This window comes from Sphingobium sp. SYK-6 (assembly GCF_000283515.1).
In the GTDB taxonomy this organism is placed as follows: Bacteria; Pseudomonadota; Alphaproteobacteria; order Sphingomonadales; family Sphingomonadaceae; genus Sphingobium; species Sphingobium lignivorans.
Genome location: NC_015976.1, coordinates 4,019,743 through 4,046,532, shown reverse-complemented (window position 1 = coordinate 4,046,532; position 26,790 = coordinate 4,019,743). Strand labels below are relative to the sequence as shown.

The window sequence follows — 26,790 nt, the reverse complement described above, 5'->3', positions numbered from 1 at the left end:
CGCAAGAGGCAGCCTGCCGGTACGAGGGGGATTTCAGACGTGATACAGCTTGGCCGTGACCTGACGATGCGTCCGCTGGCCCGACGGGCCATGGCCGCGCTGGCGGCGCTGATCGGCCTCCTGCTCGTCGCGCAGCCGGCTGCGGCGCAGTTCTCGGACAGCTACAAGTTCCTTGAGGCCGTGCGGAAGTCGGACAACAGCAAGATCCTGGAATTTCTGGAGCAGCCCGGCGTCACGCTGGTCAACACCAAGGACAAGACGAACGGCGAAACGGCGTTGCTCATCACCATCGGTCGTCGCGATCTCACCATGACCAATTATCTGCTGGCCCGCGGAGCACGGCCCGATCTCACCGACAATTCGGGACGAAGCCCGCTGATGCTGGCGGTGGAGAAGCGCTTCATCGAGGGCGCGCAGCGCCTGCTCGCGCAGAAGGCCAATCCCAACCAGCCCAACGGCAGTGGCGAGACGCCGCTGATCCGGGCCGTCCACATGCGCGACCTGGAGATGGTGAGGCTGTTGATGAACAATGGGGCGGACCCCAATCGCCGCGATGCGCTGGCCGGCATGTCCGCGCTCGATTACGCCAAGGCCGGCCCGCCGGTGGGCGGCATGATCGAGGCGCTGACGGCCAAGCAGAGTGCGCCGAAGGACAAGGCCGTGCAGGGGCCCTCGCTATAAGGCTGATCGACATTTATTTCTTCCGTCGAACAGGCACCCTTCCCGCCAATGTTTCCGTCATGCTGAACTTGTTTCAGCATCCATTTCGCGGCTGAGACCGGAGCTTGAAGCGCGATGGATGCTGAAACAAGTTCAGCATGACGTTTTACAGGGAGGGAACGCGCTCCAGAGGTTGAGTGTCGATCAGCCCCAAGCCTGATGAGGCGCTCAGCGCGTCGGACTTCGCCAGTTCGAAAAAATCCAGTCCGTTTGGCCGAGCGACCCACTTTAGCGTCACCCGAAGGCAAGCCTGAGCTGGACCTGCTCCTGCTCATCCTCTTCGGCCGACGGGTCGACCAGATTGGACAGGCCGAGCCCCAGCAGCCGCGCGCCGATCGGCAAGGGAAGCTGCGCGCGCAGCAGGTCCGTGCCGATCGCATACAGGTCCTCGGCATTGACGGGCGGCGCGGGTAGCGTGCGCGAGCGGGTGAGAATGCGGAAGTCGCCGAGCTTGATCTTGAGCGTCACCGTCCGGCCGAGCGCGCGCGCCGCGATGACGCGCGTCCACAGACGGGCGGCGATCTTCTCCAGTTCCGCCAGCAACTGGCCCTCGGCGCCGATATCGCTTTCGAACGTATCTTCCACGCTGATCGACTTGCGCGTCTCGCGATCCCGCACCGGACGATCGTCGATGCCACGCGCGGCATCATGATAGAAAGTGGCTGACTTGCCGAAATGGCGCTGAAGGGCGGGCAGCGGCCAGGCCTTGAGATCTGCGCCGCTGTGAATGCCGAGCGTCGCCATGCGGCGCGCGGTCACGGGGCCGATGCCATGGATACGTCCGACCGGCATGGCCGCCATGAAGGCTTCCGCCTCTTCCGGCTTCACGATGCACAGGCCGTCCGGCTTGTTCTGGTCCGACGCGAGCTTGGCGATGAGCTTGTTGCAGGAAACGCCTGCGGACGCCGTAAGCCCCGTCTCCTCGCGAATGAGGCGGCGGATCTCCTGCGCGACATAGGTTGCCGAGACGATCCCGAGCTTGTTTTGCGTGACGTCCAGATAGGCCTCGTCCAGCGAGAGCGGCTGGATCACATCCGTGAACCGCTCGAAAATGCCGCGAATCTGCTGGGACACCGCGCGATAGGCATCGAAACGGGCACGCACGAAGACGAGCTCGGGGCACAGGCGCCGCGCCTGTCCGCCCGGCATGGCCGAACGCACGCCGAACACACGCGCCTCGTAGCTCGCCGCGGCCACGACGCCGCGCGGGCCGCCCCCGCCGACAGCGATGGGCTTGCCGCGAAGGGACGGGTCATCGCGTTGCTCCACCGACGCATAGAAAGCGTCCATGTCGACATGGATGATCTTGCGATGCTGGACCGGTGCCGCCTCCATGCGGCGCGTTATGCCACGGCAACTGTTCGAACGAAAGGGGAACAATGATGCGCGTTTCGCGAATCTGGCGCGGATCACCCGAGGCGCGGTGCACCATGGCACCGGCGGCGCGGCCCCATGCGCACGGGCTCTCCCGGATTGATCGAGATCAAGAGCGCCTGCCCGGCGAGCCCTAGACTGGTGGCTCACGCATGGAGAGGATGCATGGCCCATTTCCCGCAGACACCCGGCTTTTCCGGGACACTTCGACCGCTCCGGATCGAGGGCGATATTCTGGACATCGAGATCGAGGGTGAAGTGCCCCCGCAACTGAACGGGACCTTCCACCGGGTGCATCCCGATGCGCAATTCCCGCCCCGGTTCGAGGATGACCAGTTCTTCAATGGGGACGGCATGGTGAGCCTGTTCCGCTTTCACGACGGCAAGATCGATTTCCGGCAGCGTTACGCGCAGACGGACAAGTGGAAAGTGGAGCGCAAGGCCGGCAAGTCGCTGTTCGGCGCCTATCGCAATCCGCTGACGGACGATGCGAGCGTCCAGGGCATGATCCGGGGCACTGCCAACACCAATGTGATGGTCCATGCCGGCAAGCTCTATGCCATGAAGGAGGACAGCCCCTGCCTCATCATGGACCCGCTGACGCTGGAGACCGAGGGCTACACCAATTTCGACGGCAAGCTGGAGAGCCAGACCTTCTGCGCGCATCCCAAGATCGATCCCGTCACCGGCAATCTTTGCGCCTTCGCTTATGGCGCCAAGGGGCTGATGACGCTGGACATGGCCTATATCGAGATCAGCCCGACGGGAGAGCTGCTGAAGGAGATTCCCTTCCAGAACCCTTATTACTGCATGATGCACGACTTCGGGGTGACCGAGGACTATGCGGTTTTCGCCGTCATGCCCCTGCTCAGTTCATGGGGCCGGCTGAAGCAGCGCCTGCCTTTCTTCGGCTTCGACACCACGCTTCCCTGCTATCTGGGCATTCTGCCGCGTAACGGAGACGCGCGCGACCTGCGCTGGTTCAAGACCGGCAACTGCTTCGTCGGCCATGTGATGAACGCGTTCAACGACGGCACGAAAGTGCATATCGACATGCCCGTCTCGCGGAACAACAGCTTCCCCTTCTTTCCCGATGTGCATGGCGCGCCCTTCGATCCCGTCGCCGGGCAGGGCTTTCTCACCCGATGGACGGTGGACATGGCCTCGAACGGCGACAGTTTCGAGAAGACCGAGCGGCTGTTCGACCGGCCAGACGAGTTCCCCCGCATCGACGAGCGCTATGCGACACAGGCCTATCGCCATGGCTGGATGCTCATCCTCGATACGGAGAAGCCTTATGAGGGGCCGGGCGGCGCCTTCTATGCGCTCACCAATACGCTGGGGCATATCGATCTGGCGACGGGCAAGTCGAGCAGCTGGTGGGCCGGGCCCCGCTGCGCGATCCAGGAGCCCTGTTTCATTCCCCGCAGCCCCGATGCGCCGGAAGGCGACGGCTATGTGATCGCGCTCGTGGACGATCATGTCGCCAACTACAGCGATCTGGCGATTTTCGATGCGCAGCATGTCGATCAAGGCCCCATCGCGCGCGCGAAGCTGCCGGTGCGCATCCGGCAGGGCCTCCACGGCAACTGGGCCGACGCAAGTCGGCTGGCCGTCGCCGCCTGACGTCTCCATCTTCGCCAAAAAACGAGTCCATCCCCGCCAGAAGCCGGGGCCGCGCCAGAGTGCGCGGCTCCCTTCTGGCGTAAGTCTGTTCCGGTGTTCCGGGCAGTTGATGAATGATCATCATTTGATTCACGTCAATGCGACAGCAGCGTTTTGGCCGATCCTCGGCCAGGAGAGTTTGCAGAAGGATGCGTTTCATGAACATGACGGTCGACACCGCTTCGACGAAGCGAAGCCGGACCATCCCGGGCACGCCTTTGTTCGACGGCGATGCCGCTTCGCGCGGCTATGCCCTCAACGCCATGTGCTATTCCTTCAATGACGCGGCGAACCGCGAGGCCTTCCGCGCCGATGAGGAGGCCTATTGCGCCCGCTTCGGCCTGACGCCCGCGCAGCGCGACGCCGTTGCCGCGCGCGATGTGCTCGCCATGATCGCGGCGGGCGGCAACATCTACTATCTCGCCAAGCTGGCCGGCATCTTCGGCCTCAACGTGCAGGATGTGGGCGCGCAGCAGACCGGCATGACGGTCGAGGCGTTCAAGCAAAAACTCCTTCAGGAAGCGGAGAACTGAGATGGCCCACATCGTCGGCGGCATCTTCACCAGCCATGTGCCCGCCATCGGCGGGGCGATCGCCCGGGGATTGCAGGATGATCCCTACTGGAAGCCCTTCTTCGACGGCTTCCACCCCATCCATCGCTGGCTGGCAGGCGCGCGGCCGGACGTGGCCGTGATCTTCTACAACGACCATGGCCTGAACTTCTTCCTGGACAAGATGCCGACCTTCGCGGTCGGCGCCGCAGCCGAATATCACAATGCCGACGAGGGCTGGGGCCTGCCGGTGATGAAGCCATTCCCGGGCGCGCAGGCGCTTTCCTGGCATATCATCGAGCATCTGGTGAACAGCGAGTTCGACATCACCATGTGTCAGGACATGACGGTGGACCATGCGCTCACCGTGCCGCTCGCCCTGTCCTGGCCGGGGGCCGACAACCGGCCGGTGAAGATCGTCCCCATCGCGATCAACACGGTGCAGCATCCGCTGCCGAGCCCCAAGCGCTGCCTTGCGCTCGGACGGGCCGTGCACGAGGCGCTGCTCACATGGGAAGGCGCGGAACGGGTCGTCATTTTCGGCACCGGCGGTCTCTCGCACCAGCTCGATGGCGAGCGTGCCGGCTTCATCAACAAGGATTATGACCGGTTCTGCATGGACAATCTGGGCGACGACCCGGACGCGCTCACCACGCACAGCGCCGTGGACATCGTGGAACTGGCCGGCAGCCAGGGCATCGAGATCGTCAACTGGATCGCCGCGCGGGGCGCCATGGGGCCGCATGTTCATGAAGTGAGCCGCAATTATCATATCCCCATTTCCAACACCGCAGCGGCCACCATGCTGCTGGAAGCCGGGCAAGCGCTCAGCCGCGTCGCCTGAGGGGCAGGACCAGCATGAGAGCCCGTCGTGCCGGGGGTGGCGCGGCGGGCTCTGATGTTCGCGGCGACAGCGCATGGCGTCCGGCACGCGGCACCGATCTGTTCGCTGCCATCGCCAGCAGCAATTGCGCGATCCTGCCGCAACGCTATGAGCGCATGTGATGAGCGCTATCCGTGCCTTCTGGCGAGCCAATCGCGTCGCGGCCATATGGCTGTTCGCGCTCGCGCTGGGCGTGAAGTTGCTGATCCCGCAAGGCTTCATGCTCGGCCGGGAGGCTGAGACCCGCTACCTGACCGTTCAGCTCTGCTTCGACGGCGCGACTCACAGGACGGCCCAGATCGCCATCCCGATGGAGAGCGCACCGGGCAAGTCGAGCGATCGCGACGAGCCGGACCAGCATTGCCCGTTCACGTCGCTCGGCATGGGGGCCTGGGGCGCGATCGATGCGCCCATCGCAGCGGCAGCCGCCCTGTTCATCCTGGTGTCCGGCTTTGTGCCTGTGCGCCCCGCCTCGCGTGGGCGGACTCCGTTCCTGCGCCCGCCGCTCCGGGGACCGCCCCTTTCCTGATGAAGCATCGATGACGTGACCTGAAGTCGCCAGCCGCCGACCGTCCGGCACTGGCGCCGCGTCACCATTCCCGCCGGGCGCGGCCGATCTGGCTGCCTCCCGGCGCCTGGAAACCTGCATTCAATGGAAAGTACGATACATGACCATCGCTTCCGGCGCGCTGCGCCTTGCCCTTCTTACGTCCGCCTGCACATGCGCGCCCCTCTTCGCCCAGCCTGTGCATGAACTGCCCCCTGTCGAGGTGGAGGCCGGCCCCGGCCCCGCCAAGATCGCGACGGCGCCTCTCACCAGCGAGACGGTTTCGCGGGACCGGCTGCGCAGGCTGCAAAGCCAGTCCAGTGACGTCGCGGGCCTGCTCACGCGCCTGCCGGGCGTCAGCGCGAACACAGGCGGCGGCTTTTCGGCCATGCCGGTGCTGCGCGGTCTTTCGGAACAGCGCTTCACCATCCTCGTCGACGGCACGCCTATCGACATGGCCTGCCCCAATGACATGAACACGCCGCTTTCCTACACGGACCCGCAAACGGTGAATGCCATTCAGGTCATCACCGGCGTGTCCCCGGTCAGCATGGGCGGTGACAGCATCGGCGGCGTCATCAGCGTGAGCGGTCCGGCGCCGCGTTTCGCCACGGACGGCGCCCTGCTCGTCACTGGCGAGGCCTCGGCCTTCTACCGGTCCAATGGCGATGGCTTTGGCGGTGGCACGACGCTCACCGTCGCGGGGCGAACGCTGAGTGCCACTTATACCGGCTCCTATACCGAAGCGGGCAATTATGCCGGCGGGGACGGCAAGGGGACCGTGCGTTCCACCGAATATGCCAAGACGGATCATGCCTTGGCGCTTGCCTGGCAATCCATGGCCGGCCTCTTCGAGCTGAAGGGCGGCTATCATTTTTCCCCCTATGAGGGGTTTCCCAACCAGTACATGGACATGACCTCCAACAAGAGCTGGTTCCTGAGCGGGCGCTATCAGGGCAGCTTCGACTGGGGCTCGGTCGATTTTCGGGCCGACTATCGCGACACCGATCATGAAATGAACTTCCTTGCCGACAAGGGCGGCACGGCCGACGGGGGCATGCCGATGAACACGCAGGTGCATTCCGCAAGCACCGCGCTGAAGATCGATATGCCTGTTTCCACGCGGGACAGCGTCCGCGCCGGTGCCGAGTTCCATCATCAGTGGCTGGACGACTATTGGCCGCCGGTTGCGGGCAGCATGATGATGGGGCCGAACCGCTACATCAACGTGAATGCCGCCCATCGGGACCGGATCGGCGCCTTCGGTGAATGGGAGCGGCACTGGTCGGAAGCCCTCTCGACGCTCTTCGGCGTCCGATACGATCGCGTGAGCATGAATACGGGCGACGTGCAGCCCTATTCGACCAGCATGATGAACATGGACGACGCCATGGCGGCGAATGCGTTCAATGCGCGCGACCGCAAGCGAATCGACAATAACTGGAGCGCATCGGCACTGGTCAGCTATGCGCCGAGCGATCTGGTGGCGCTCGAACTGGGCTATGCGCACAAGGTTCGCTCGCCCAATCTCTACGAGCGCTATGCCTGGGGCCGTGGCTCCATGTCGAGCCGGATGATCGGCTGGTATGGCGACGGCAATGGCTATGTCGGCAACATGGATCTCAAGCCCGAACGCGCCGACACCGTGAGCGCCGCGCTCGCGCTGGAGGACAAGCAGGCGGGCTGGTCGCTCAAGGTCGCGCCCTATTATACCCATGTCGACGACTATATCGATGCCACCCCGATCAAGGCCTTCACGGACATGATGGGCATGCCGAGCGGCTTCGTGCAGCTGGGCTTCGTGAACCAGAAGGCCGAGTTCTACGGCATCGACGTGTCCGGCATGGTCCGCCTGCGGGAAGGCAAGGGGACCGATGGCACCGCGATGACCTTCGCGCTCAGCTATGTCCATGGAGACAATCTCTCGGACGGCGGGGCGCTCTATCGCCAGATGCCGCTCAACCTGAAGATGGGCCTCGAGCATCGTCAGGGCGCCTTCGAGGCGGGTGTGGACCTGGACTGGGTCGCGGAGAAGAAGCGGGTGGACATCACGCGCAACGAGCCGCGCACCGACGATTATGCTCTGGTGACGGCACGTGTCGCCTACACGGTGGGCGCGGTGCGGCTGAGCGTCGAGGCGGAGAATCTGTTCGACGCGGGCTATGCTCTGCCGCTCGGCGGTCTCTCGCTGGGAGACTATATCGCCGGAGGACCATTGCGCCCGGTGCCCGGACGGGGCCGATCGTTCAACATCGGGCTCTCGACCCGCTTCTGACGATGGTGCCGCCCGGTCCCTCCCTGCCCGCCAGATCGGCTTGCCGGACGTTCGGCGGGCGGGGCGGGGGCCGGGCGGCCGCCATGGTTGCGGCCCTTGCCGTGCATGGGCTCGTCGCGCTTCTCGTCCTGCTGGCGCCTTCGTCGCGGCCGGTGGCGTCAGGCGGAGAGGCTATCAGGGTCTTTGCCCTGCCGCGGCTGGCGGAGCCCTTGCCTCGCCACGAGACGAGGCACGTCGAGGGGGTCCGCGACGCAGCGCCCCCCGGAGCCGAGAGATCGTTGGTGCCGTTGCACGGCGACAAAGCGAAGCCGCCTGCCGGATCGTTCGAGGGATCAGTGCCGCTCCCTGCCCTTGTTCCGGCGGTGCCATCCGCCCCAGCCGTGTCGATGATGTCCGCTCCCGCCGTGCCTTCCCCGAAGACCACGCCATCGGCGGATGAGCCGTCGCGCCTACAGGCCTATCAGCAAATTCTCTGGGCGCAGATCGCGGCGCATCGCCCGCGCGCCACGCGCATGGCGGGTACGGTGCGAGTCCGGTTCCAGCTCGATCATGGCGGCGCGCTGATTTCGTGCGAGGTCACGAAATCGAGCGGGCTCATGCTTCTCGACGGTATCGCCTTGCGGTCCGTCCGGCAGGCCAGTCCCTTTCCGGCGCCGCCAGAGGAACTGGCGGAAGACGCGCTTCAGTTCGAAGTGCCTGTCACGTTCGGCCGGGAACGCCCCGATTGAAGCATATCTCCCGCGCAGGCAGTCCTTCGCAGAGGGGCCGGGACGAGATGAAGTGAGGTCCGAGGCGCTGCTCGCCGACAAGTGGCCCGCTTGCAGGCGCAGGAAAATCAGCCGATCAGGGCGCGGACCATCTGGATGGCCAGCGCCAACATTCCTCCGGGAGACGTCATGCTCGATCACATCTTCCTCACCGTGAGCGACATCCATCGCTCGCTCGTCTTTTACGAGAGGGTGCTTCCCGTTCTCGGCATCACCGCGCGCCTCGATTATGATGGCGAGGCTGGCCCGGCCGGGCATCCGGATCTCAAGGGCTTCGGTGCCAGGGGCCGCATGTTCTTCTGGCTGCGGGAGGGTGCGGCGGCGCCCGGCGCCGTCCATGTCGGCTTCGTGGCCGGGTCCGAAGCGATGGTGCGCGCCGCTTATGCCGAGGCTCTGGCGGCCGGCGCATCGGAGATCCATGCACCCGGCCCGCAGCTCCATTATGATCCTCGCTATTTCGCGGCGCAGGTCGCAGACCCGGATGGCTACAGTCTCGAATTCGTCTTCAAGAGCTGGCAGCATGAAAGCTGACACGATGATGGCCCCGGCGTGCGCCTGGAAGGGAAGCATTGGATGCTCATCAAGGCGCGGCCAGACCATGGCTGCCAGGAGTCTACAGAACGGAGGTGAAGGAGATTGCCGGACGCCTCGCGCCCGTCAGCCGCGCGGTGTGAGCGGCGACACGCGGCGGATAGGAATGGTGGGCGATGACGGGCTCGAACCGCCGACATTCTCGGTGTAAACGAGACGCTCTACCAACTGAGCTAATCGCCCCCGTCTCCGTCCGGGTCACCGCCCCTATCGCGGCGATCGGGGCGCCGGTCAAGCGCGGCGCTCAGTGAAACCCCGGGGCAAGCAAGCCACCTTTCTTGCGTACCGAAAGTGCCCAGGCGCTGACGGCCTCGGCGGCCGACTCGCTGAGTTCTATGAACACGCGCCGGCGATCCATGGGATCGTCGATGCGGATGAAGATGCCCCGGTCCGTCAGGTGGCGTATCCAGCGGAGCGCCGTCGTGGGCGGAACGGCGGCCGCGATGCACAGGCTGGATACGGACACGCGCTGCCCGGCCGTGCGGGCGGCCATGAGATCGAGGATCATGTCCCATGCCGGTTCGCCGAACAGGTCGGCCGGGAGAAACTGGTCCCGCATCCGCCGCGCCCGCACCAGCGCGCGCAATTCGGCATGGCTTGGTGCGGTTTCATCAAGGCTCTGCGTCGATCGGGCGGGCGCACCGCTCGCCGGAAAATGCACAGGCATGCTGGGCACCGTCCGTGTCGTCCGGAGTCCCGCGAACCGGTCTGGCGATCCCCCTTCAGAAGCAGTCCTGTGTCGTCCGGTGAGGCGTTCGATGGTCGCCGTGAGGCGCCGCACTTCCTCGCTGAGTTCTTCCAGGCGCATCTTCTCGCTCTGTCCCGTCGAGTCGCAGAACCCGCTGCGGTGCGTCGCGCGCGTGGCCGCCAGAACAAGAAGCGCGGCGATGTCGGCATCTTCCGGCTCGCACAGAAACGCGGTCTCGCCCTCGTCGAGCGCCGCGAGAAGGGGATCGATGCCGGCAAGGTCCGTGATGACCACCAGCCGGGCCTGCATGCGCCGCACATGGTCAAGCAGGCCGGCGGCCACCCCGGTTTCCAGAAGTGCCGCCGCCTCGAAGCCGCGCGCGTCCAGCAACATGAGGTCGAGCCGGGCCGTTTTGTCCAGCCGCGCGAGCGCATGCCGGGGTTCTTCCGGTTCGGTGCAGCCAAATCCGACCCCGCTGGCCGCGCGCGCAAGGGCGCACGCCCTTGTGCCGGCTCCGATCACGAGTGCGGTTTTTCGATTCGTTTCCGCTGGCGCCACCGGCTTGCCGATGCTCGCCATGAGGGGGATTCTCTCGCCCGGCCGGCCGACCTCAAAGTCCGATCTCATTTCCGCCCTCCAGATGTATTTGGTTTGTTTACTTTATGTACCATAATAAATCACTTTTGAACCCTGTTTGATCCGTTTTGGCGTAAGCTCAAGAGCAGCCCGGAGCAGAGCCGGAAACTTCCTCCATGCCGGAGGAATATCGGGGATGACCCTCTCGCGCCGCGCCCACAGTCCTTGTCCGGGCGCCCGTTGACACACTGCCTTGAAGCGCTATGGCCCAGCGGTGAAGACGCAGCGCCCGGCGTTCGCCCGCCCGCTCAGCCCGCCTCCGCCGAGCGTCCGACACAGACATTGAGGAGACAGAACTGATGACCGCGACCGGACAGGACACGCTTGGCACGCGCGATACGCTGGATGTCGGTGGCAAGCGCTACGGCTATTATTCCCTGTCGAAGGCGGCGGCTCGCTTCGGCGATGTTTCGCGGCTTCCCTTCTCCATGAAGGTGCTGCTGGAAAACATGCTGCGCTTCGAGGACGGCGTCACTGTCACCACCGACGACGTGAAGGCCATCATCGACTGGCAGAAGAACCCGGTCGCGTCGGACAGCGAGATCCAGTACCGGCCCGCCCGCGTGCTGATGCAGGATTTCACCGGCGTGCCCTGCGTGGTCGATCTGGCGGCGATGCGCGACGCGATGAACGCGCTGGGCGCGGACGCGAGCAAGATCAATCCGCAGGTCCCTGTCCATCTCGTCATCGATCACTCGGTGATGGTCGACGAGTTCGGCACGCCGCAGGCCTTCGAGGACAATGTGGCGCTGGAATATCAGCGCAACGCCGAGCGCTATGAATTCCTCAAATGGGGTAGCAAGGCGCTGGACAACTTCAAGGTGGTGCCGCCGGGCACGGGCATCTGCCACCAGGTCAATCTGGAGCATATCGCACAGGCGATCTGGACGAGCGTGGACGCGAAAGGCGAAACCGTGGCTTATCCCGACACCTGCGTCGGAACCGACAGCCACACCACGATGGTCAATGGCCTGGGCGTGCTGGGCTGGGGCGTCGGCGGCATCGAGGCAGAAGCGGCGATGCTCGGCCAGCCGGTGTCCATGCTCATCCCGGAAGTCGTCGGCTTCAAGCTGACCGGCGCGCTGGCCGAGGGCATCACGGCCACCGATCTCGTGCTCACCGTTACCCAGATGCTGCGCGCCAAGGGCGTGGTCGGCCGCTTCGTCGAGTTCTTCGGGCCGGGCGTTTCCTCGCTCAGCCTCGCGGACCGCGCGACCATCGCCAACATGGCGCCGGAATATGGCGCGACCTGCGGTTTCTTCCCGATCGACGGCAAGACGCTCGATTACATGCGCCTCACCGGTCGCGACGAGGACCAGATCGCGCTCGTGGAAGCCTATGCCAAGACGCAGGGCTTCTGGCTCGATCCGCAGGCGGCCGATCCGATCTTCACGGATACGCTGGAGCTGGACATGGGCAGCGTGACGCCGAGCCTCGCGGGCCCCAAGCGCCCGCAGGACAAGGTGGTGCTGACCAAGGTGGATGACGTCTTCAACGACGATCTTTCCCGGATCTACAACAAGGCGGCGGCCGTGCGGGTGCCTGTCGAGGGCAAGGATCATGACATCGGCGATGGCGACGTCGTGATCGCAGCCATCACGAGCTGCACCAACACGTCCAACCCGAGCGTTCTGGTCGCCGCCGGCCTCGTCGCCAAGAAGGCCGTCGAGTTCGGCCTCAAGCCCAAGCCCTGGGTGAAGACCTCGCTGGCGCCCGGCTCCCAGGTCGTCACCGATTATCTGGAGAAGGCCGGCCTTCAGGATTATCTGAATGCCGTCGGCTTCAACCTCGTGGGCTATGGCTGCACGACCTGCATTGGCAATTCGGGCCCGCTGGCCGAGCCGATCAGCAAGGCGATCAACGGCAACGACATCGTTGCCGCTTCGGTCCTGTCGGGCAACCGCAATTTCGAGGGGCGCGTCTCGCCGGACGTGCGGGCGAACTTCCTCGCTTCGCCGCCGCTGGTCGTCGCCTATGCGCTCAAGGGCACCGTCACGACCGATTTCGTCGAGACGCCGATCGGCACCGGCAAGGATGGGCAGGACGTCTTCCTCAAGGACATCTGGCCGAGCAACGACGAGATCCGCTCGGTGATGGACGGCGCGATCAGCCGCGAGATGTTCCAGAGCCGCTATGCCGGCGTCTTCACCGGTGACAATCGCTGGCAGGCGATCGACGTGACGGGATCGGACACCTATGCCTGGCGCGCGGGCAGCACTTATGTTGCCAACCCGCCTTATTTCGAGGGCATGGAAATGACGCCCGCCCCGGTGTCGGACATTCTCGATGCGCGGCCTCTCGCCATCTTCGCGGATTCGATCACGACCGACCATATTTCGCCGGCCGGCTCGATCAAGGCGTCCAGCCCCGCCGGCCAGTGGCTGCAGGAGCGTCAGGTCGCGCCTGCCGACTTCAACAGCTACGGCTCGCGTCGCGGTCATCATGAAGTGATGATGCGCGGCACCTTCGCCAACATCCGCATCCGGAACCTGATGCTGGACGGCGTCGAGGGCGGCATGACCAGCTACAAGGGCGAAGTGATGCCCATCTATGATGCCGCGATGAAGCATCAGGCCGATGGCACGCCGCTCGTGGTGATCGCCGGCAAGGAATATGGCACCGGATCGTCGCGTGACTGGGCCGCCAAGGGCACGCGCCTGCTCGGCGTGCGCGCCGTCGTCGCGGAAAGCTTCGAGCGGATCCACCGGTCGAACCTGGTCGGCATGGGCGTGCTGCCGCTTCAGTTCCTGGACGGCGTCAATCGCGAGACGCTGGGCCTGACGGGCGACGAGAGCTTCACGATCCGCAATGTCGGCGGCCTGAAGCCGCGTCAGATGGTCACGGTCGAGGCGAAGCGCGCCGACGGCACTGCCTTCACCTTCGAAGCGCTCTGCCGGATCGATACCGTGAACGAACTCGATTATTTCCTGAACGGCGGCATCCTGCCTTATGTTCTGAGGAAGCTGGCGGCCTGACCCGCAACGGGGCGCCGCGCGGCGGCGTCCCGTGCTCCTCTCCCGGTGCAGGAACTCCTCCACGCGGCAGCTGACGCTTGTTCGCAACTGCCCGCGCGAGTTCCACATGCGCCTTCAATACGTCGCTTTTACCGGGCGCCTTGTCGCCTTTGGGAGCGGCCTGCGAGCAGCCTTATCCCCGATCGGCGCTCCGAACGTGCCACTGTGGCACATCCTGCTCGGTTAACAGCTTATTAACCACGTCTTGACCTCCCAGCTTTTGCGTCGCAACATGGTTAAAGGACGCCGACGGGACTCGGCGTCGTGGGACCTAAAGTGGGAGGCATCATGACTATCAAGTTCGTAAGGCGCGCGGCCTTTGTATCGGCTGCGTTGCTCGCACCCGTGGCGCTCAGCGCTGCGCATGCGGCCGGAAACAAGGCATCCGGCTCCTATGGCGACATGAGCTGGACCGCTCAGAACACCATCATCGCAATGACCCCGACCGCCGACGGCCCGACCTCGGGTGGCGGCAACCCGACCTTCCTGCCGGACTACAGCGTCCATGCAGGCGTCGCTTCGCTCATCATGACCTACAATGACGGCTCGCGCTTCATCTGCTCGGGTTCGCTGGCGCCGGATCGTCGCTCGATCGTGACGGCCGCTCACTGCGTCAGCAGCGGCGGCGTGCCGGATGCCGGCCTGGCATCGGTCGACGCCTATTTCTACGACGGTTCGAGCGGGGACGTTCGCGTGCCCTTCAACGCGCTGTCGTCGATGATCTCGGTCAGCGATATCTTCGTGAACCCGCTCTACACCGGTGAAGTGATCGACCACAATGACATCGCCGTGCTCCGCCTCGATCAGGCGGCGCCCGATTTCGCCCAGAGCTATGATTTCTACTTCGAGAATGACCTGACCGGCGTCGATTTCAACGTGGCCGGTTATGGCGGTCGTTCGACTGTCGGTGGTGCGCTCGGCAACGACGCACAGACGGGCTGGCTGCGCGAAGGCGACAACACCTATGACTTCCGTCTGGGTGACGAGCTCTTCGGCACCAACTGGGCGACCGTGCTGGACGAGCCCTTCTCGCAGATCGAATATTCCTACATCGCGGACTTCGACAGCGGTCTTGCCGCCAATGACGCTTCCTGCCGCATCGCGCAGGCGAGCAACATTGCCGGTGCCGCGGGCGCGGTCTTCTGCGATCTCGGCCATGGTGAGCGCGAGGCCGGCATCGCTGGCGGTGACTCGGGTGGTCCGGGCTTCGTCGATGGCAAGCTGGCGTCGATCAACTCTTATGGTCTGTCGTTCGGGACGGCCTGGGGCGACTGCCGCACCGGGCTGAACAGCAGCTGCGGTGAGTTCGGCGGCTTTGTGCCGGTTTACCTCCACAAGGACTTCATCCTCGGCAACCTGGTTCCGGCGATCGCTCCGATCCCCGAACCGGCCGTCTGGCTGCAGATGATCGCCGGCTTCGGCATTCTCGGTAGCGCGCTGCGCATCCGGGCCCGCCGCACGGCGCTCGCCGGCGCCTGACATCGAAATCATGATGCCGGGAAGCCCAAGCGGCTTTCCGGCCATGACCGAGATGCCAAATCAGATATAGAGCGCGCGGCGTCGCCATCATGCGCCGGGTGCGCGCTCTTTCGCTATGCGAGGTCGTCCATCAGCCTGCGCACCAGAATCGCGGGCATATCCCAATGCGCTAGCGCGGCCGGCAGGGAGGGACTGCCGTCAGGAGAGTGAAGCCTGCCGAGCTTCTGGCCAGCGTCCGGCGCTCGATAGCAAGCAAGCCGGCGTTCCCGGCGACACCGATCGATCAGGGGTCGCTACCGATCGAACGAAAACCGCCCGCCATTCCGTATCGCCGCGCCACGACTCATCACGCCCCGCGCTGTCATCGATCGCGCAGTCAGGCGCCCTCGCTCCCCGAGGGAGAGCGGGGCGCCCGCGTCGCGGTGGATCAGGCTGCCGGCTTGCGGAAGCGCAAGGTCATCCGGTCGCTCTCGCCGATGGCGAGATATTTCTCGCGGTCCGTGTCCCCTTCCCGCAGGGTGGGCGGCAGGGTCCAGACGCCCTTGGGCCAATCGGCCGTGTCCTTGGGATTGGCATTCACTTCCGAGCTGGCATCCAGCACGAAGCCCGCGTCCTCGGCCAGCTTGCGGACGGTCGAGACCTTGAGATAGCCGCTCGATTTCTCCAGCGCGACGTCCCTGTCTTCCGGCAGGCGATGGTCGACGATGCCGAGCACGCCGCCCGGCTTGAGCATCCGGAAGAACGCCGAGAAAACGGACGGCGCGTTGCCACCCATCACCATGTTATGGACGTTGCGGAACGTCAGCACCGTGTCCGCGCTCCCGGCGGGCACGTCCGCAAGCTCGACGAGCTTCACCTTGCCGGAAAGGGCCGGGTTCGAGTCGACCGTCTTCTGTGCGGCGTCGCGATAGCGGCCGGCCGGCTGCACGCCGTAATAGGTGCCGCCGCCCTTTGCCGTGAGCGGCGCGAGGATCTCCATGTACCAGCCGCCGGCCGGGAAATATTCGACGATCGTCTGCCCGCCTTGCACGCCGAAAAAGCTCAGCGTTTCGGCCGGACGACGATATTTGTCCCGCGCGACATTGGCCGGCGTCCTGCCCGGCGCCGCGACGGCGGCCTTGATGTCGGCGCTGGCCTTCGGGCTCTCGGAAGACTGGGCGTAAGCCGCCGTCGATCCCGCGCCGGCGGTCAGCGCGAAAGCGGCAAACAGGGTTCGGATGGGGAAGGGGGACATGGCAGCTCTCTCCTGGCAGGGCGTTGCGTAGCCCGCACAGTGTCGCAATGCCTTCGGAAGGGCAAGCCGCTGAAATCTTCGCGTGGACCGGCGCAGGCGCGCCCCGCCCGGCCGCTTCAGAGGCAGGCGTCGAGCAGGGCCTGGTCGAACCCGAACTGCCGGGCCTTGTCGAGCGTGTAGGGCCGCAAGCCCATCGAGCGGTACTCGCCGATGATCCGCCCCTCGGCATCCTCGTCGAGATACTCGTATTTGAACAGCTCCTGCGTGACGATCACTTCGCCTTCCATGCCGATCACTTCGGTGATGTTGGTGACGCGGCGCGAGCCGTCGCGCAGGCGCTTCACCTGGACGATGAGGTCCACCGAATCGGCGATCTGCTTGGAGATGGCTTCCTTGGGGATCTTGATGTCGCCCATCAGGATCATGTTCTCCATGCGGCCCAGGCATTCGCGCGGGCTGTTGGAGTGGAGCGTACACATGGAGCCGTCATGGCCCGTGTTCATGGCGGCGAGCAGGTCGAAGCACTCGGCGCCACGAATTTCGCCCAGGATGATGCGGTCCGGGCGCATACGCAGGGCGTTCTTCACAAGGTCGCCGATAGTGATCGCGCCCTGGCCTTCCAGATTGGCCGGGCGCGTTTCGAGCGGCAGCCAGTGCGGCTGCTGCAAGCGCAGTTCGGCCGCGTCCTCGATGGTGAGCACGCGCTCGCCCGGGTCGATCATCTTCGAAAGGGCGTTGAGCATCGTCGTCTTGCCCGAGCCCGTGCCGCCGGAAATGACGATGTTGAACCGGCAGGCGCCGGCGATCTTCAGGGCGGTCGCCATCTTCTCGGACATCGAGCCGCCCTTGGCCATCATGTCGAGCGTGATCGGCTTGGCGGAGAATTTACGGATGGAGATGGCTGTGCCGCGCAGCGAAAGGGGCGGGACGATGACGTTGACGCGGCTTCCGTCGGGCAGGCGGGCGTCGGCCAGCGGCGTGGTCTGGTCGACGCGGCGGCCGACCTGGTTCACGATGCGCTGGGCGATCTGGAAAAGATGCTCCTCGTCGCGGAAATGGATCTGCGCGAGCTGGAGCTTGCCCTTCTTCTCGATGTAGGTCTGTTCCGGGCCATTGACCATGATGTCGCTGACTTCCGGGTCGGCCAGCAGCTCTTCCAGCGGGCCGAAGCCGAGCAGTTCGTCGACCAGCACTTTCTCGAGCGCGAATTGCTCGCGCCGGTTGAGCGTCAGCTTGAGCTCGGCCAGCACTTCCATGATGATCGGCCGGAATTCCTCGGCCAGCTCATCCTTGGTGAGCGTGGCCGCCGCTTCCGGATCGACTCGCTCGAGCAGGCGCGGCAGCACCTGCTCCTTGATCTTGTGGACGCTCGCCTCGAATCCCTGCGCCTGCTCGTTCGGCGCGTGCTCCGAATTCATCCGTTCGTTGAGCCGCCCCATGGCATCGGCATTGCGGTCGAGGCCCGAAGCCCCCGCCGACGGCCCGCCGAGGGGAGGTTGATCGGGCGAAATCGGCGGAAACTGAGCACCGCCCGCAGGCGCGGCCGGGGAAGCAAAAGGCGAAGCGCCGGAGACGTGCATCGGGCGGGCCACGCCGAAGGATGACTTGCCGCCCAAACCGTTCTTTCGTCCAAATGCACTCATCTCACGGCCCATGTTCGAGGCGCCGGCTGACCGGCACAGTGCCTACGGGACTAGGCGGCAAGGTTTGAGAAATGGCTAATGGGCTGCGACGGGAGCGATCCCGAGGCTCCGACCCTGTCCGAAACCGGGATGCCGGGATCGGCGCGCAAGGGAAAATTAACCGTCATTGGCATAGCAGTCCGCAGGAACGCGCGCTCGTGCATGGCCTTCAGGGCCGGCATTCGGAGCGACGAGACCGCGCCACGCGGGGAAGGCTGCGAATGAAGCTGATCGTGCAGATACCCTGCTTCAACGAAGCGGAAAGCCTCCCTGATACGCTCCTGCGGATTCCCCGCCGCATCGAAGGCATCGACGAGATCGAACTGCTGGTCATCGATGATGGCAGCGATGACGATACCGGCGCGGTGGCGCGGCGGTTCGGCGTTCATCATGTCGTGCGTCATCGCACCAATCGTGGACTGGCGGCCACCTTCCAGACCGGCCTCAATGTCGCGCTGGCCGCCGGCGCGGACATCATCGTCAATACGGATGCGGACGGGCAGTATGATGGCGCCGCCATTCCCGCGCTGGTCGCTCCGATCATGAATGGCATGGCGGACATCGTCGTCGGTGATCGGGGGGTGGGAACCAATGCCCATTTCGGACCGGTCAAGCGCCTGTTGCAGAAACTGGGCAGCGCGGTCGTCCAGCGGCTGGCACGGACCGACATTCCCGATGCCGTCAGCGGGTTCCGCGCCATCAGCCGTGAAGCCGCGCAGCGCCTCGCGATCACGACCGAGTTTTCCTACACCACCGACATGCTCATCCAGGCCGGGCGCAAGAGGCTCGGGATCGTCAGCGTGCCCGTGCCGACCAACCGGACGGTCCGTCCCTCGCGGCTGTTCCGCAGCATTCCCCAGTTCATCCTGAATACCTGCGTCACGATGGCGCGCACCTACACCATGTACAATCCGCTCCGGGTTTTCGTTCTGGCGGGCGGCCTTTGCAGCCTGGCCGGCGCGATCCCGATCGTGCGGTTCCTTTACTATTACGCGGTGGGGGAGGGTGCGGGGCACGTCCAGTCGCTGGTGCTGGGCGGCGCGCTGCTGGTGCTCGGCACCGTATCCGTCATGCTCGGCGTTCTGGCCGATCTGATCGCGGGCAACCGGAAACTGCTTGAAATGACGCTGGAGCGGGTGCGCAAGCTGGAGGAGCAGGGCCTCGCCCCTCCCGTCGCGCGGCGTGAGCCCCGCAAGAGGCAAGCATGACACGCATGGCAGGATTGCGCTTGAACGCAGGAGAGAAGGGCCTCGCGCGGCCGGCGTGGATGAACACGCGAGCGCTTTCGATCGCCGCTCTCGTGGTGATCCTGCTCGTCCAGCTGGAAATGGTCTTCGGCAGGGCCATCAACTGGGACGAGTTCTATCATTACAGCCGCGTGGAGATGCTGGCGCGAGGAACGCTCACGCTCCCGCTCCAGACACTCTACACCCGCTTCTTCGCCTGGGTCGTGCATGTTCCCGGCTCGGTCGTCGAGCACATCCTTCTCATCCGTGTCTTCATGTATCTGAGCGAGATCGCGATCCTGGCAGCGATTGTCGGGATTGCCGGGCGATTTGCAGATCGCACCGTCGCCTTGCTTTGCGCGCTTGGATATCTTTCGGCCGGGTTCGTCCTGCAGCACGGATTTTCCTTCCGCTTCGATGCGCCGACGGCGGCATTGCTCATGCTCGCCCTCTGGGTCCTGCTGCGCTCGCGACTGGATGCAAAAGCCATCCTTGCGACGGGCCTTCTCCTCGGCCTGGCCTTCATGATGACGATAAAGGCGGTCCTTTATGCGCCGGCCTTCGCGGGCATCCTCTGGCTGCGATGGACCGAGCTGGGGCGGAGCCCTGCTTATGCCTTGAGAGTCGCCTGCACCGGCCTCCTGGCGGCGATCGTCTTCGCGCTGGTCTACTGGCTCCACGCCCGGGGACTGGGAGAATATGCCGATGAGCAGGCGAAGGCGGTGATCGCCAGCTCTTCCGGCAAGATGTTCAGCCTGGGGATACCGCCTTATTGGCGCTTTGCGGTGAAGGGCGCGATCCTGGCGCCGGTGCTGACCCTCTTCATCCTGGCTTTCCCCATCGCGCTGATGAAGTCGGCTTTCCGTCCCGCCGAACGGCTTGCGCTTATCGGCCTGTTCCTGCCGCTCACGACCTTGGCCTTCTATCATAATAGCGCGCCTTATTATTACACCTTCATGCTGCCGCCGGTTGCCGTGGCCTGCGCGGCGAGCGCGAAGATGCTTGCCGCGCGCTACGGGGCCGGCCTGCTCGCTCTGCTGATGCTGGTCTGTGCCCTGACCGTGCGGGCGCTGGAGCCACCCAGCCCGATCGACAAGCAGCGCCAGCTTATCGAAGCGGCCGAAGCCATGTTCCCCGAGCCGGTGGCCTATTTCGACTTCAGCGGCATGCTGGGCCGCTTCCCCAAGGCAAATATCTTCATGACCCCATGGGGCGGCGAGCAGTACCGGATGGGCATGTCGCCAAGCATGGAAGCGATCATGGCGCGCGAGACCGTTCCGCTGGTCATGGCCAATGATCCGATGTTCGACGCGGTGTTCGAGGGACAGGGGCCGGCGCCCGAGTTCCTGCCGCGGGACGTGGCGGTGATGCGCAGCACCTATATCCATCTGTGGGGCCCTTACTGGGTCGCCGGACGCCAGGTGCCGGGCGGCTCGGCCGTCCAACCCGTCGATATGCTGGTGCCGGGCCCTTATACGGTGCGCGACGGCGCGGTTCGCCTCGACGGCGCGACTTATCAGCCGGGCGCGATCGTCCGCCTCGCGCGGGGGCGGCATGAGATTGGCGCAGGCGGCGCGCGTGATGCCAGGCTCGTCTGGGGGCGCGACCTCCGCGTCCCGGGCAGCCCACCACCCCCCGAGCCTTATGTGACGTCGTTCTGATGTACGACACCGTCTCCCGCGTCGCTTCGACGCCTTCTCGACCGGCAGCGTCCGGCGCAGGCTGGGCTGGCTCTGCCAAGTCCTCGTCGGCAGACGCGGGAACCGGCGCGAAGGCGGACGTCCGGCTGGTCGCCTGGGGAAGCTATGACAAGGGCAAGCCGCGCGTCAGGCTGCTGATCGACGCCTTGCGGCGCAAGGGAAGGCTGGCCGGGGAAATCCATATCGACATATGGCAGGGCATCGAAGACAAGGCCGTGGCCGGCAAGGGCCGGATGGCGATCGCGATCGCACGGGCCCTTGCGACTTATCCCCGCGCGATCCTGCAATTGCTGCGTCAGCCGCGCACGCTGCCTGTCCTGCTGCCCTATCCGGCCATTCTCGACGCCTTTGTCCTGTGGCCATTCGCGCGCCTGCGTCGGCAGGCGATCATCTTCGATGCGTTCATTCCGTTGCACGACACGATCGTGAACGACCGCAAGTGGCTGCGTCGCGGGGGCCTGCGCGCAAGGCTGTTGTGGCAGGTTGAACGGCTTGCGCTCGCCATGGCCGATGTCGTGCTCGTCGATACGGACGAGCATGGACGATATTTCAGCGAAACATTTGGCGTGCCGGCTGCACGATGCATCACGGTGCCGGTCGGCGCCGAGCCCCTGTTCTGGGACGCGCGCCACCGGGCCGACTTGCCTGCGCCGCCTGCCGGTCTGCCGCCCCGTTATGCGCTCTTCTATGGCCAGTTCATTCCCTTGCATGGCATCGAGACGATCCTTGAGGCGGCACTGGCGAGCGTGGGCACGCCGGTCCACTGGCTCATCATCGGCCGGGGGCAGGAAGATGCCGCGGCGAGGACCTTTCTGGACCGCCACGCGCCCGGGAACGTCACCTGGCTTCCCTGGGTCGACTATGCGCAGCTCCCCTCGATCATTCGCGGGGCGGTCATTTCGCTCGGCATTTTCGGGACCAGCGACAAGGCGGCCCGCGTCATTCCCAACAAGATGTTTCAGATACTGGCCGCTGGCGGCGCGATCATCACGCGCGCGAGTCCTGCCGTGGCCGCTCTTGCCCAGCGCTATCCCGATGCGATTCGCCTCGTGCCGCCGGGTGATGCGCCCGCGCTGGCGGAAGCGGTTGCGCAAGCCTTCGCTCGGCCTCGCCCCGCGGTGATCGCGGCAACCGCCCGCGCCGCGCTGTCTCCGGACGATGGCGTGGATGCCCTCGTTCAGCTTCTGACTCTTGCCCGGGGAGAACCCGCATGTCGCTCGTAATGTCGCCCTTTGGCCCCGCTCTCCCGGAGGGTGGATGGGTGCCTGCGCCGCGCTATATCCTCCGGCGCGCTTCCATCATGGAAGCCATGCGGGATCTGCCGCCCGGAAACATCATCGAGGTCGGCTGCGGCGCGGGAGCACTGCTCTCGGAGTTCGCTGCTCTCGGCTTCGATGTCACCGGGCTGGAAATGTCGGTCGAAGGGCGCGCGCTCTCGGACGTCTTCGCCAATGGGCAAGCACGGATGACGGTACGGGAGACGCCGGAGGACTGGCATGCGCATTTCTCCTACCTCTTCAGCTTCGAAGTCCTGGAGCATATCGAGGATGACCTTGCGGCGCTGCGTGAATGGGTGGGCTGGCTGAAACCGGGGGGGCTGGCCGTGCTTTCCGTGCCCGCGCACATGAAATTGTGGGGCAATTCGGACATCTTCGCAGGCCACTTCCGGCGCTATTCGAGACCGCAGTTCGAAGCGCTTCTTCAAGCCGCCGGCCTGACCGACGTGCGAGTTGAAGCCTATGGTTTCCCCGTCTCCAACTTCATCGAACCGCTGCGTAATGCCTATCATGGCCGCAAGCTGAAGGCCGGGGCCAGCAGCAGATCGATGAAGGCGGCAACGGAGAATAGCGGGGTTGATCGCGGGCTGGAGACGCGACTTTTTCCGGTGATGACGGCATTCCCATGCCGGCAGATGCTGCAAGGCGCCGTCCGGCTGCAGCGTCTCTTCCGCCGCTCCGAGCACGGGACCGGATGGATCGGCGTCGGACGCAAGGCCGATGGCTGATCCGGACGACGTCCAAGTCGACGCACCTGCCGGAGGGAAGAGCGATGGGCTCGTCCGTTGGCTGCGCCGTCTCGGGCTGGTCATGGGCCTACTGTGCCTGCTGTTCTTCGCGCAGCGCGTTCACTCGCTCCAGGAGAGCCTGCCGACGCTGGCGCGGGAGGCGGTCGCCGCCATGCCGCTGGCGGTGCTGCTCTGCCTCATCGCATGCATCTTCGTGGCCATGGCGTGGCGCGCCATTCTTGCCATGCTCGGCAAGAACCTTCCGATCGGCCTGACAGCCGCGATCTTCCTGACCACGCAGTTCGGGAAGTATCTGCCGGGCAATATCGCACAGCATATCGGCCGCGCGACCCTGGCGCTTCGCCATGGCGTTCCCGTCCGCCTGACCATCACCTCGGTCGCTATCGAAATGGCGATCGGCGTGTTGGTCATGGCGCTTCTGGGCGCGCCCTTGCTCATGGCGCATCTCGACGAAATGTGGCGGGCGGCCGCGATCGTCGCTGGCATCCTCGCGCTTGTGGCCCTGGTCGGCGGTTTTGCAATCAGGACCCGCCGGCTGGCCGCGGGGATGCTTGCCGTCAGATTCGGCACCCTCGGCACCCTCAGCCCCCCGGGGCGCCTCGCCGTACCGGTGTTGCTCACGATAGCGGGGGCGCTGTTGTCAGCCTGTGCCCTGTTGCTCCTTGAGCCTGCCCTTGCGCGTGATCCCGCCACGATTGCCCGGAGCGTGTCGATATTCTGCGGAGCCTGGGTCGCGGGCTTTCTCGTGGTAGGCGCTCCGGCGGGGCTTGGCGTGCGGGAGTTCATCCTGAGCGAAGGGCTGGCACCGATCATCGGTCCCGAGCGCGCCATCGCCGCGGCACTTCTGCTGCGGCTCGTGACGACGCTGGGCGACCTGCTGGCTTTCGCGCTGGGGCTCGTCCTGCTTCGCTATGCCCGTGCGCCGGGCGCAGACGAGAAAAAACCCCGGCTCGATCGAACCGGGGTCATTCGAAATGACGTGATCGCGGGGTCCTGACCGGATCCGGCCGCGCAGCCCGCTCAGCCCGCCTTTTCCGCCAGCACGGTAAGCCCTGCCTCGCTGACTTCGGCAAAGCCGCCCTCGACGGGGATCAGGCGGGGCTCGGCGCCGTCGCGGTCATAGACCTTGAGCACGCCGTCCTTCACGGTGGACATGAAGGGCGCATGGCCTTCCAGCACGCCGAACTCGCCCTCGGCGCCCGGCACGACGACCATGTGGACGTCCTGGGCCAGGACAAGCTTCTCTGGGGTCACGAGTTCGAAATGCAGGGCCATGGCCTCGATACCTTCATCAAAGGCCCTCCCCGCGGGAGCGGGAAGGGTTCTCAATCATCCGGGGGCGATCAGGCCGCCTCAGCGGCGAGCTTCTTGCCCTTCTCGACAGCCTCGTCGATGCCGCCGACCATGTAGAAAGCGGCTTCCGGCAGATGGTCATATTCGCCGTCGACCACTGCCTTGAAGCTCTTCACGGTGTCCTCGATCTGGACGAACTTGCCCGGAATGCCGGTGAAGACCTCGGCCACATGGAAGGGCTGCGAGAGGAAGCGCTGGATCTTGCGCGCGCGCGCGACGGTCAGCTTGTCCTCTTCGGAGAGCTCGTCCATGCCGAGAATGGCGATGATGTCCTGCAGCGACTTGTACTTCTGCAGCGTCTGCTGGACGCGACGGGCAACCTCATAATGCTCCTGGCCGACAACGGCGGGGGTGAGCACGCGCGAGGTGGAATCGAGCGGGTCCACGGCCGGATAGATGCCGAGCTCGGAGATGGCGCGCGACAGGGTGGTCGTGGCGTCAAGGTGCGCGAAGCTGGTGGCCGGGGCCGGGTCGGTCAAGTCGTCTGCCGGCACGTAAATGGCCTGCACCGAGGTGATCGAGCCCTTGGTCGTCGAGGTGATGCGCTCCTGCAGCGCGCCCATGTCGGTCGCGAGCGTCGGCTGATAGCCCACGGCCGAGGGAATGCGGCCGAGCAGCGCCGACACTTCCGAGCCCGCCTGGGTGAAGCGGAAGATGTTGTCGACGAAGAAGAGCACGTCCTGGCCTTCCTGGTCGCGGAAATACTCGGCCATGGTGAGGCCCGAGAGCGCGACGCGCGCGCGGGCGCCCGGGGGCTCGTTCATCTGGCCGAAGACCAGCGCCACCTTGGAGCCCTCGCTCGTCGGGTTGCCATCGGCATCCTTGGCGATGACGCCTGCGTCGAGGAACTCGTGATAGAGGTCGTTGCCCTCGCGGGTGCGCTCACCAACGCCGGCGAACACGGACACGCCGCCATGGCCCTTGGCGATGTTGTTGATCAGCTCCTGGATGAGCACGGTCTTGCCCACGCCGGCGCCGCCGAACAGGCCGATCTTGCCGCCGCGCGCATAAGGCGCGATCAGGTCGATGACCTTGATGCCGGTTACGAGGATGGCCGCTTCGGTCGCCTGGTCGGTGAACTCGGGGGCCTTGGCGTGGATCGGTGCCTTCATCTCGGCATTGACCGGGCCACGTTCGTCGATCGGCTCGCCGACGACGTTGAGGATGCGGCCAAGCGTCTTGGGGCCGACCGGCACGGAGATCTGCGCGCCGGTGTCGACCACGTCCTGACCGCGGGTCAGGCCATCGGTCGAGTCCATGGCGATCGTGCGGACGGTGTTCTCGCCGAGGTGCTGGGCAACCTCGAGAACCAGCTTCTGGCCGTTGTTGCTCGTTTCGAGCGCCGAGAGAATCGCCGGGAGCGCATCATCGAAGGTCACGTCGACGACGGCGCCGATCACCTGGCTGATCTTGCCGACATTGTTGGTAGCTGCCATGGTTTCGTTCCTTGCCTTCTAATCCGGTTTAGAGCGCTTCGGCGCCCGCAATGATTTCCACCAGCTCGGTGGTGATCGCGGCCTGACGGCTGCGGTTGAATTCGATCGTGAGTCGCTTGATGAGGTCGCCCGCGTTGCGCGTCGCATTGTCCATCGCGGTCATCGAGGCGCCCTGCTCGGATGCCATGTTCTCAAGGAGGGCCTTGAAGATCTGGATCGTGATGTTGCGCGGCAGCAGGTCAGCGAGGATCGCTTCCTCGTCCGGCTCATATTCGACCGCGGCGCCCGATGAGGCCGGCGCATCGGCCGGGATCTTGACGGGGATGATCTGCTGCTCGGTCGGGATCTGCGCGAGCGCCGACTTGAACCCCGAATAGAAGAGGTGAGCAACGTCGAACTCGCCCGCGAAGAAGCGGTTCGAGACGTCCTGCGCGATCGCGCTGGCCTCGTCGAAACCGGGCGTGCGGACTTCGGTCGTGTCATATTCGCCGACGATCATGCCGGGAAAGGTCCGCGAGATGACGGCGCGGCCCTTGCGTCCGACGAGGTAGAACTTGACCGTCTTGCCCTGCGCGATCAGCGCGCGCGCCTTGAGGACGGCAGCCTTGACGATGTTCGCGTTGAAGGCGCCGGCCAGGCCCTTGTCCCCGTTCGCCACGACCAGCAAATGCGTGTCATCCTTGCCCGTGCCTGCAAGCAGGCGGGGCGCGCTGTCACCGGTCACTTTGCCAGCGAGACTGGCGACCACCTTTTCCAGGCGCTCCGCATAGGGGCGAGCGGCCTCGGCAGCGGCCTGCGCACGGCGCAGCTTGGCCGCAGCGACCATCTGCTTGGCCTTGGTGATCTTCTGGGTCGACTTGACCGAGACGATGCGGCCCTTGAGTTCCTTGAGGCTAGCCATGTCTTTCCCTGTGTCGTGTTCCCTTTGAAGCGAGAACCCCGT

At 65.2% G+C, this 26,790-nt stretch carries 23 protein-coding genes and 1 tRNA gene; 16 read left to right on the top strand and 8 right to left on the bottom strand.

What is annotated here, in order from left to right; genetic code table 11:
- Window positions 1-39 precede the first annotated feature (39 nt).
- Window positions 40-681: an ankyrin repeat domain-containing protein gene (locus tag SLG_RS18600; protein ID WP_231848703.1), complete on the top strand. Its 642-nt coding sequence runs from the start codon at window positions 40-42 to the stop codon at window positions 679-681.
- A gap of 273 nt (window positions 682-954) precedes the next feature.
- Here the strand turns inward: SLG_RS18600 and dinB are convergent, their stop codons facing one another.
- Window positions 955-2,055, bottom strand: coding sequence for a DNA polymerase IV (gene dinB, locus SLG_RS18595; protein WP_014078069.1), 1,101 nt, complete (start codon window positions 2,053-2,055; stop codon window positions 955-957).
- Between the two features lie 204 nt (window positions 2,056-2,259).
- Between dinB and SLG_RS18590 the strand changes: the two genes are divergently transcribed.
- The 8 genes from SLG_RS18590 (at window position 2,260) to SLG_RS18560 (ending at window position 9,313) form a co-directional block, all read left to right on the top strand.
- Window positions 2,260-3,720 (top strand): carotenoid oxygenase family protein, encoded by a 1,461-nt coding sequence (locus tag SLG_RS18590; RefSeq protein WP_014078068.1) that lies wholly within the window; start codon window positions 2,260-2,262, stop codon window positions 3,718-3,720.
- 197 nt (window positions 3,721-3,917) lie between these two features.
- Window positions 3,918-4,292 carry a protocatechuate 4,5-dioxygenase subunit alpha gene (locus tag SLG_RS18585; RefSeq protein WP_014078067.1) on the top strand — a complete coding sequence of 125 codons (375 nt, stop codon included), beginning with the start codon at window positions 3,918-3,920 and terminating at the stop codon, window positions 4,290-4,292.
- Between the two features lies 1 nt (window position 4,293).
- The gene (locus tag SLG_RS18580) at window positions 4,294-5,154 is read left to right on the top strand and encodes a class III extradiol dioxygenase family protein (protein ID WP_014078066.1); all 861 of its coding nucleotides are present in this window, start codon (window positions 4,294-4,296) and stop codon (window positions 5,152-5,154) included.
- Between the two features lie 14 nt (window positions 5,155-5,168).
- The gene (locus tag SLG_RS21860; RefSeq protein ID WP_158512743.1) at window positions 5,169-5,315 is read left to right on the top strand and encodes a hypothetical protein; all 147 of its coding nucleotides are present in this window, start codon (window positions 5,169-5,171) and stop codon (window positions 5,313-5,315) included.
- Complete coding sequence (locus SLG_RS18575; RefSeq protein ID WP_014078065.1) at window positions 5,315-5,722, top strand: DUF2946 family protein; 408 nt, start codon at window positions 5,315-5,317, stop codon at window positions 5,720-5,722. The genes SLG_RS21860 and SLG_RS18575 overlap by 1 nt, the downstream gene beginning before the upstream one ends.
- A gap of 139 nt (window positions 5,723-5,861) precedes the next feature.
- Window positions 5,862-8,015, top strand: coding sequence for a TonB-dependent receptor (locus SLG_RS18570; RefSeq protein ID WP_014078064.1), 2,154 nt, complete (start codon window positions 5,862-5,864; stop codon window positions 8,013-8,015).
- 386 nt (window positions 8,016-8,401) lie between these two features.
- A complete protein-coding gene (locus tag SLG_RS21855) occupies window positions 8,402-8,743 on the top strand; it encodes an energy transducer TonB family protein (RefSeq protein WP_231848811.1) in 342 nt (113 codons plus the stop codon).
- 135 nt (window positions 8,744-8,878) lie between these two features.
- Window positions 8,879-9,313, top strand: coding sequence for a VOC family protein (locus SLG_RS18560; RefSeq protein WP_231848702.1), 435 nt, complete (start codon window positions 8,879-8,881; stop codon window positions 9,311-9,313).
- 167 nt (window positions 9,314-9,480) lie between these two features.
- Here the strand turns inward: SLG_RS18560 and SLG_RS18555 are convergent.
- Window positions 9,481-9,556, bottom strand: a tRNA-Val gene (locus SLG_RS18555).
- Between the two features lie 61 nt (window positions 9,557-9,617).
- Window positions 9,618-10,583 carry a MarR family transcriptional regulator gene (locus SLG_RS18550; protein WP_148276646.1) on the bottom strand — a complete coding sequence of 322 codons (966 nt, stop codon included), beginning with the start codon at window positions 10,581-10,583 and terminating at the stop codon, window positions 9,618-9,620.
- Between the two features lie 413 nt (window positions 10,584-10,996).
- Here SLG_RS18550 and acnA point away from each other — a divergent pair, with 413 nt between their 5' ends.
- Both acnA and SLG_RS18540 read left to right on the top strand, forming a co-directional pair.
- Window positions 10,997-13,672 (top strand): aconitate hydratase AcnA, encoded by a 2,676-nt coding sequence (gene acnA / locus SLG_RS18545; RefSeq protein ID WP_014078060.1) that lies wholly within the window; start codon window positions 10,997-10,999, stop codon window positions 13,670-13,672.
- A gap of 327 nt (window positions 13,673-13,999) precedes the next feature.
- Window positions 14,000-15,190, top strand: coding sequence for a trypsin-like serine protease (locus SLG_RS18540; protein WP_083853439.1), 1,191 nt, complete (start codon window positions 14,000-14,002; stop codon window positions 15,188-15,190).
- Between the two features lie 427 nt (window positions 15,191-15,617).
- On the opposite strand, the gene SLG_RS18535 is transcribed toward SLG_RS18540, so the two are convergent.
- Entirely contained in the window at window positions 15,618-16,424 is an 807-nt protein-coding gene (locus tag SLG_RS18535) for a class I SAM-dependent methyltransferase (RefSeq protein WP_014078058.1), read from the bottom strand.
- Between the two features lie 116 nt (window positions 16,425-16,540).
- On the bottom strand, window positions 16,541-18,067 hold the full coding sequence (locus SLG_RS18530) for a CpaF family protein (RefSeq protein ID WP_014078057.1): 1,527 nt from the start codon (window positions 18,065-18,067) through the stop codon (window positions 16,541-16,543).
- Between the two features lie 260 nt (window positions 18,068-18,327).
- Here SLG_RS18530 and SLG_RS18520 point away from each other — a divergent pair, with 260 nt between their 5' ends.
- From SLG_RS18520 to SLG_RS18500, 5 genes are read left to right on the top strand one after another with little or no spacing between them, the layout of a single operon-like run.
- Window positions 18,328-19,314: a glycosyltransferase family 2 protein gene (locus SLG_RS18520; RefSeq protein WP_014078056.1), complete on the top strand. Its 987-nt coding sequence runs from the start codon at window positions 18,328-18,330 to the stop codon at window positions 19,312-19,314.
- 20 nt (window positions 19,315-19,334) lie between these two features.
- A complete protein-coding gene (locus SLG_RS18515) occupies window positions 19,335-20,993 on the top strand; it encodes a glycosyltransferase family 39 protein (RefSeq protein WP_158512741.1) in 1,659 nt (552 codons plus the stop codon).
- The gene (locus SLG_RS18510) at window positions 20,993-22,255 is read left to right on the top strand and encodes a glycosyltransferase (RefSeq protein WP_014078054.1); all 1,263 of its coding nucleotides are present in this window, start codon (window positions 20,993-20,995) and stop codon (window positions 22,253-22,255) included. The genes SLG_RS18515 and SLG_RS18510 overlap by 1 nt, the downstream gene beginning before the upstream one ends.
- The gene (locus SLG_RS18505; RefSeq protein ID WP_083853438.1) at window positions 22,243-23,037 is read left to right on the top strand and encodes a class I SAM-dependent methyltransferase; all 795 of its coding nucleotides are present in this window, start codon (window positions 22,243-22,245) and stop codon (window positions 23,035-23,037) included. The genes SLG_RS18510 and SLG_RS18505 overlap by 13 nt, the downstream gene beginning before the upstream one ends.
- Entirely contained in the window at window positions 23,030-24,055 is a 1,026-nt protein-coding gene (locus SLG_RS18500) for a lysylphosphatidylglycerol synthase domain-containing protein (protein WP_014078052.1), read from the top strand. The genes SLG_RS18505 and SLG_RS18500 overlap by 8 nt, the downstream gene beginning before the upstream one ends.
- Window positions 24,056-24,078: 23 nt before the next feature.
- Here SLG_RS18500 and SLG_RS18495 read toward each other — a convergent pair whose 3' ends face one another.
- The 3 genes from SLG_RS18495 to SLG_RS18485 all read right to left on the bottom strand — a co-directional run bounded on the left by SLG_RS18495 (window position 24,079) and on the right by SLG_RS18485 (window position 26,748).
- Window positions 24,079-24,333 carry an ATP synthase F1 subunit epsilon gene (locus tag SLG_RS18495; RefSeq protein ID WP_014078051.1) on the bottom strand — a complete coding sequence of 85 codons (255 nt, stop codon included), beginning with the start codon at window positions 24,331-24,333 and terminating at the stop codon, window positions 24,079-24,081.
- 68 nt (window positions 24,334-24,401) lie between these two features.
- Window positions 24,402-25,847, bottom strand: coding sequence for a F0F1 ATP synthase subunit beta (gene atpD, locus SLG_RS18490; protein WP_014078050.1), 1,446 nt, complete (start codon window positions 25,845-25,847; stop codon window positions 24,402-24,404).
- A gap of 28 nt (window positions 25,848-25,875) precedes the next feature.
- The gene (locus SLG_RS18485) at window positions 25,876-26,748 is read right to left on the bottom strand and encodes a F0F1 ATP synthase subunit gamma (RefSeq protein ID WP_014078049.1); all 873 of its coding nucleotides are present in this window, start codon (window positions 26,746-26,748) and stop codon (window positions 25,876-25,878) included.
- Between the last annotated feature and the right edge of the window lie 42 nt (window positions 26,749-26,790).

What these genes read in the sequence shown, in the direction of transcription:
- dinB (WP_014078069.1), bottom strand. Translation starts at nt 2,055, where the DNA reads ATGGAGGCGGCACCGGTCCAGCATCGCAAGATCATCCATGTCGACATG.
- SLG_RS18590 (WP_014078068.1), top strand. Translation starts at nt 2,260, where the DNA reads ATGGCCCATTTCCCGCAGACACCCGGCTTTTCCGGGACACTTCGACCG.
- SLG_RS18585 (WP_014078067.1), top strand. Translation starts at nt 3,918, where the DNA reads ATGAACATGACGGTCGACACCGCTTCGACGAAGCGAAGCCGGACCATC.
- SLG_RS18580 (WP_014078066.1), top strand. Translation starts at nt 4,294, where the DNA reads ATGGCCCACATCGTCGGCGGCATCTTCACCAGCCATGTGCCCGCCATC.
- SLG_RS21860 (WP_158512743.1), top strand. Translation starts at nt 5,169, where the DNA reads ATGAGAGCCCGTCGTGCCGGGGGTGGCGCGGCGGGCTCTGATGTTCGC.
- SLG_RS18575 (WP_014078065.1), top strand. Translation starts at nt 5,315, where the DNA reads ATGAGCGCTATCCGTGCCTTCTGGCGAGCCAATCGCGTCGCGGCCATA.
- SLG_RS18570 (WP_014078064.1), top strand. Translation starts at nt 5,862, where the DNA reads ATGACCATCGCTTCCGGCGCGCTGCGCCTTGCCCTTCTTACGTCCGCC.
- SLG_RS21855 (WP_231848811.1), top strand. Translation starts at nt 8,402, where the DNA reads ATGATGTCCGCTCCCGCCGTGCCTTCCCCGAAGACCACGCCATCGGCG.
- SLG_RS18560 (WP_231848702.1), top strand. Translation starts at nt 8,879, where the DNA reads ATGGCCAGCGCCAACATTCCTCCGGGAGACGTCATGCTCGATCACATC.
- acnA (WP_014078060.1), top strand. Translation starts at nt 10,997, where the DNA reads ATGACCGCGACCGGACAGGACACGCTTGGCACGCGCGATACGCTGGAT.
- SLG_RS18540 (WP_083853439.1), top strand. Translation starts at nt 14,000, where the DNA reads ATGACTATCAAGTTCGTAAGGCGCGCGGCCTTTGTATCGGCTGCGTTG.
- SLG_RS18535 (WP_014078058.1), bottom strand. Translation starts at nt 16,424, where the DNA reads ATGTCCCCCTTCCCCATCCGAACCCTGTTTGCCGCTTTCGCGCTGACC.
- SLG_RS18530 (WP_014078057.1), bottom strand. Translation starts at nt 18,067, where the DNA reads ATGAGTGCATTTGGACGAAAGAACGGTTTGGGCGGCAAGTCATCCTTC.
- SLG_RS18520 (WP_014078056.1), top strand. Translation starts at nt 18,328, where the DNA reads ATGAAGCTGATCGTGCAGATACCCTGCTTCAACGAAGCGGAAAGCCTC.
- SLG_RS18510 (WP_014078054.1), top strand. Translation starts at nt 20,993, where the DNA reads ATGTACGACACCGTCTCCCGCGTCGCTTCGACGCCTTCTCGACCGGCA.
- SLG_RS18505 (WP_083853438.1), top strand. Translation starts at nt 22,243, where the DNA reads ATGTCGCTCGTAATGTCGCCCTTTGGCCCCGCTCTCCCGGAGGGTGGA.
- SLG_RS18500 (WP_014078052.1), top strand. Translation starts at nt 23,030, where the DNA reads ATGGCTGATCCGGACGACGTCCAAGTCGACGCACCTGCCGGAGGGAAG.
- SLG_RS18495 (WP_014078051.1), bottom strand. Translation starts at nt 24,333, where the DNA reads ATGGCCCTGCATTTCGAACTCGTGACCCCAGAGAAGCTTGTCCTGGCC.
- atpD (WP_014078050.1), bottom strand. Translation starts at nt 25,847, where the DNA reads ATGGCAGCTACCAACAATGTCGGCAAGATCAGCCAGGTGATCGGCGCC.
- SLG_RS18485 (WP_014078049.1), bottom strand. Translation starts at nt 26,748, where the DNA reads ATGGCTAGCCTCAAGGAACTCAAGGGCCGCATCGTCTCGGTCAAGTCG.